This window comes from Prosthecobacter sp., assembly GCF_044373815.1.
Lineage (GTDB): Bacteria > Verrucomicrobiota > Verrucomicrobiia > Verrucomicrobiales > Verrucomicrobiaceae > Prosthecobacter.
In genome coordinates, this window is record NZ_JBIPNG010000485.1 from 1 (window position 1) to 4918 (window position 4918).

General features: G+C 61.8%; 4 protein-coding genes and 1 pseudogene. 3 read left to right on the forward strand and 2 right to left on the reverse strand.

Annotation, left to right across the window (positions count from 1 at the left end; genetic code table 11):
* A pseudogene (locus tag ACIREA_RS26615) lies at positions 1–208 on the forward strand (NAD(+) synthase); the annotation flags it as partial.
* A gap of 8 nt (positions 209–216) precedes the next feature.
* On the forward strand, positions 217–993 hold the full coding sequence (locus ACIREA_RS26620) for a transporter substrate-binding domain-containing protein (RefSeq protein ID WP_397385355.1): 777 nt from the start codon (positions 217–219) through the stop codon (positions 991–993).
* A 3-nt stretch (positions 994–996) separates the two neighbouring features.
* On the opposite strand, the gene ACIREA_RS26625 is transcribed toward ACIREA_RS26620, so the two are convergent.
* Complete coding sequence (locus ACIREA_RS26625; protein WP_397385356.1) at positions 997–1992, reverse strand: ThuA domain-containing protein; 996 nt, start codon at positions 1990–1992, stop codon at positions 997–999.
* Between the two features lie 101 nt (positions 1993–2093).
* Between ACIREA_RS26625 and ACIREA_RS26630 the strand changes: the two genes are divergently transcribed.
* The gene (locus ACIREA_RS26630) at positions 2094–3623 is read left to right on the forward strand and encodes a PQQ-binding-like beta-propeller repeat protein (RefSeq protein WP_397385357.1); all 1530 of its coding nucleotides are present in this window, start codon (positions 2094–2096) and stop codon (positions 3621–3623) included.
* 265 nt (positions 3624–3888) lie between these two features.
* Here ACIREA_RS26630 and ACIREA_RS26635 read toward each other — a convergent pair whose 3' ends face one another.
* The gene (locus tag ACIREA_RS26635; RefSeq protein ID WP_397385358.1) at positions 3889–4827 is read right to left on the reverse strand and encodes a peptidylprolyl isomerase; all 939 of its coding nucleotides are present in this window, start codon (positions 4825–4827) and stop codon (positions 3889–3891) included.
* Positions 4828–4918 lie beyond the last annotated feature (91 nt).

Below are 4918 nucleotides of genomic sequence, written 5' to 3' on the forward strand. Positions count from 1 at the left end.
AATCCGCTGGCTGTCCGCCCAGGCTTTTGCGGGCAAATACGACGATGAAACCATCGCCAAATGGCTCGCGCTCTTCTTCAAACGTTTCGCCCAAAACCAGTTCAAGCGCTCCAGCGTTCCGGACGGTCCCAAGGTCGGCTCCGTGGCCCTCTCTCCGCGTGGCGACTGGCGCATGCCGAGCGATTACGCCGGTGATTTAAACTCCTGATTGATCCCATGCTTCGCTACCTCGCCCTCAGCCTGCTTCTCACCCTGTGCGCCTGCACGCGCAGCAACAAGCTCATCATCGCCACGGACGCCACCTACCCGCCGTTTGAGTTTGTCGATGCCAAAGGCCAGATCAGCGGCGTGGACATCGAGGTGGGGCGCGAGATCGGCAAGGCGCTCGGACGCGAGGTGGAGTTCCGCAACATCAACTTCGACGGCCTCATCACCGCCCTGCGCACCGGCTCCGTCGACCTCGTGCTTTCGTCCATGACCGCCACGCCGGAGCGACGCCAGTCCATCGACTTCTCCGAGCCGTATGTGAAGACGGGCCTGGCGATTCTGGTCGCCAAAGACTCCACGGTGCAAAGCGCCGCCGATCTGAAGACTCCGGGCCGCAAGATCGTCGTCCGCCTCGGCACCACGGGTGAAACCTGGGTGCGGGAAAATCTCAAGGACGCCAAAATCATCGCCCTGGATGCGGATGTGTCCTGCGTGATGGAAGTGGTCAACTCAAGCGTCGATGCGTGGATCTACGATCAGCTCTCCATCATGAACCACCACGCCAAGCACCCTGAGAAAACGCGCGCCCTGCTCGCTCCGCTGCGCGAGGAAGTCTGGGCCGTGGGCCTGAAGAAGGGCAATGAGGAACTGAAGACCAAGGTCAACGAAGTCCTCGTCCGCATGCGCAGCGATGGCAGCTTCACTCAACTGGCCGAGCGCTTCATGGCCAAGGAAAAAGCCATGATGAACGCGCAGGGCCTGCCGTTTGTTTTTGAGCTGAAGTAAAAGCTACTTCGCCAGTTCAAAGCCATCCGGCTTCAGTCCCTTTTTGAATTCGCCGAAGCCGTACATCGTGGGCTGGTAGTCGCCGACGATGGAAACATCCGCCTTCTCCGGCACTTCCTGTCCGAGGCCCCAGAAGACGCCGTTCACGACAAGGCGGCGCAGGCCTTCGTTGGTGAGGTCGGTGGCGGCACCCATGGTGGTGGCGAGGATTTTGTTTTCGGTGCCGGCGTCGTTCTTCACCACGCGCAGCCAGGCCACGGGCATCATGGGGGTGTTCACATCCTGCTCCACTTTGGCGGCGGTGGCCTTCTTGTAGCTGGCCGGTGGCGTGTCGGCAGTCATGCCTTGGAGGATCTGACCACGCACCAGAATGACGGCATCAGAGGGCGGAGCGGCTTCATAGACGTCGGTGTTGGCAAAGAGATCGCTCACTCCGCGCAGCACAGGGTGATTCGTATTCGCGGCTTCGATGATGCCCTTGGTCGCTTCAAACTTGTGCTTGCCCCAGTGGCTCACCCAGGTCTCGCCGAGGAATTTCTTGCCCCAGCCGCCGTCGTTGTTGAAGTTCCACGCCGCAAAGGGGCTTTCCTTGGCGTAGCCGCTGAAGGCATGGGTGCTGGTGCGCAGGGCGATGATCGGCACGCCACGGTTCACGGCAGCTTCGAACTTCTTGCTGGTGGCCGCATCCCAGTGGCGGAAGCGCAGCAGCATGACGATGGCATCGGCGGAATCCAGCGCCTCAGGATGGCTCAGGCTGGCGCCGTTGGTGGGGACGATCGTGCCGTCCTCAGCGAGGCTGAAGAGAACTGTGCATTTGAAGCCGTGGCGCTGGCTGAGGATCTTGCCGAGCATGGGCATGGACTCCTCGCTGCGGTACTCCTCGTCACCGGAAAGGAGCACGATGTGCTTTCCTTTCGCCGCACCGGCGGGTTCATAAACGACGTGGTCGGCGGCCATCAGGCCGGAGGCTGCAAGCAAAGAGAGGAGAAACTGTTTCATGTGTTTGGGTTGGAACTGGCGGAGGATGAGACATACGCCAAATAACGCCAGCCATTTCCAATGACCTGCGCCAGACGTAGAATGACGCGACTCTCACTCCCATGATTCCTAAATTCCCTCTTTTTCTCACCCTGCTGTTTGGCGGATTGCTGGCCTGGCTCTGGGCAACCGATCACGTCTTTCGCTCAGGCGGTCTCATGATTCTCATTCCGCTGTGGCTGATCCTCTTCGGCCTCTGGTGGGCGCTGCACCTGCGCGGGGTGCGGCTGAAGCGGCTGGGCGTGTTCATCCTGGGAGTCATTGCCGTCATCGCCACATTTAAGTATCTGATCCGCTACGATGGCTCCGCCGACGGCTCGGCCTTTCCGAGCCTGGCCTGGCGCTGGCAGAAGGCGGAGGTGCTGCCGGAACTCCACAGCGGTGCAGAGGCTGCGGCCGTTCCCTCACCCACATCAGCGGGAGTGGCGGACATGCCGCGCTTCCTTGGTGCCAAAGGCGATGGCGTGCTGCCTGAGCCGGACTGGCAGACCGACTGGAAAGCACACCCGCCGCGTGAAGTGTGGCGCATCAAGGTGGGAGACGGCTGGGCGGGCTTTGCCGTGGCAGGCGGCCGCGCACTGACGCAGGAGCAGCGGGGTGAAGAAGAGTACGTGACCTGCTATGACCTCGCCACCGGCAAACTGCTGTGGGCGCATGCCGACAAGACACGCTTTGACGAGCCGATGGGCGGCATCGGCCCGCGCTCCACACCTACGGTAGATGCGACGCAAAACATGGTCTTCACCATGGGCTCCAAGGGCTTGCTCAACTGCCTGGACCTCACCACGGGGAAAGTCCGCTGGAGCAAAGACGTCCTGAAGGACGGTGGCAGCACCAAAAGCCCTGAGTGGGGCAAGAGCGCCGCACCCTTGATCGTCGGGGACAACATCGTTTGCAGCGGGGGTGACAACGGTGCCACGCTCATCGCCTACCGGCGCAGCGACGGCCAATTCGTGTGGAAGGCCGGAGATGACGGCGGCAGCTACAGCTCCCCGGTGCTGATGACACTGGCCGGGCGCGAGCAGGTCCTGAGCGTGAACAGCAACTCCGTGACCGGGCATGATCCCGCCAGCGGCGCGGTGCTGTGGAAGTTTGACTGGCCGGGCATGTTTCCCAAAGTCTGCCAGCCCGTGCAGGTGACGCCGGAGCGAATCCTGGTCACCACCAGCTACGGCCTGAAGAGCAACCTGCTGGAAATCAAGCCCGCCGCCGATGGCAAGCTCACCGTGTCATCCATCTGGGCCGACAGCGCGCCGCGCACGAAGTTCAGCAGTGCCAGCGTGTTCGGCACCCACGCTTACGCGCTGGATGAAGGCACCTTCTGCTGCGTGGATCTGGCCACGGGCGAGCGCGGCTGGCGCGAAGGGCGCTACGGCTTCGGTCAGCAGATTCGCCTTGGGGAGAGCCTGATGCTCGTGCAGGCGGAGAAGGGCTTCGTCGCCCTGGTCAAAGCCAACCCTGCTAAGCTGGAGGAAGTGTCACGTCTGGAGGCACTGAAAGCCAAGACCTGGAACCCACCGACGCTGGCAGGCCGCTGGCTGCTGCTGCGCAATGACCGTGAAGCGGTCTGCTTTGAGCTTCCTGCGAAGTAGAGCCGGAGCTGGATTACCATCTCCCTAAATGGAGTTCCGAAAGGCGGCGCGTGGCAACGCTCGACGGCGCTTGGAGGACCAAGCGCCCTACCTCGCGCCTGGCATTAGCAGACCCTGCGCTGGTAGGGCTGGCTGTCCTCAGCCAGCCGCCGTCGAAGCCCATGGTCCTCGATCAAGAAACAGCCCACTAAACGGAAATGAGTTTTGCGAACCGCTATAAAAGCAGCAGCCCACGCCGCCGCACTTCAAAAACACCCGCCTGATCTTACCACACGCGATGGAGAAAGCGGCTCACCATGCCGCGCGCCGCATCCGGCTTGACGTAACGAACGCCTTCACCCGAAGCCATGACCGGCACCTGCATGGGCCCCTTTTGAGTGATGACCTTGATGGATTTGATCTCGATTCGGGCCACTGGGCAGTCGTTGGCATCCACCGGCATGAGGGAGATGCGCTGAAGGGTCGCCAAGCCGGACACCACCTGGCCAAAGACGGTGTATTTGCCTTCCAGCACGCCGTAATTTCCCAGAGTCACATAGAACTGCGAGCCATTCGAACGGCGCTCAGGATTGACCTTGTCCGAGCGGCGGGCCATCGCCACGGCTCCGAGACGGTGCGGCCGCTTGATTTCGGCAGGAATCGTTTTGTCTTCGCCACCCGTACCCCACTTGGCACGTGCGGACTCATCTGAAGTCAGCGGATCACCGGTCTGCACCAGAAAGCCTTCGATGGCACGGTGGAAGGCCAGGCCGTTGTAGATGCCACTGTCACAGTGGTCGATGAAATTGTTCACCGTCTGCGGAGCGTCGTTCGGAAACAGCTCGATCATGACTGTTTCACGTGCGCCACCGAAAGACACTTCCATCACGGCGATCTTGCGGACCGAATCTTTGGCCCAGAGAGCGGGGTCTTCCAGCCGCTGTGCGGGAAGACGCGTCGGGGTGGTGGTTGCGTAAGGAGTGTATTGAGTGACATCCGTTGTGCCGGGGGTGGCAGCGGTGCCAGGCTTGTCCACGGACTTGAAGAGCGCCTTCTGGGCTTCCTCAGCCAGCTTGTCGATCTCCTCGGTGGAGGGAGTCTTGGCCGGGGTCGGCACCACGGGGAGCGTGTTGGACCGGAGGGATTCGGGGGCCTTGATCTGCTGGGCGGTCAATGCGGCGTGGCAGCCAAAGGCCAGGAGGAAGGTCAGAAGCGGGGTCTTCACGTGTCGTGCGGTTTTAAAACAGGAAAAAGCAGGTGCCATGCCGCGACTAGCGAAGAGTGGAGGGAACCGCAGGGCTGGCAGGTGCGGCGCG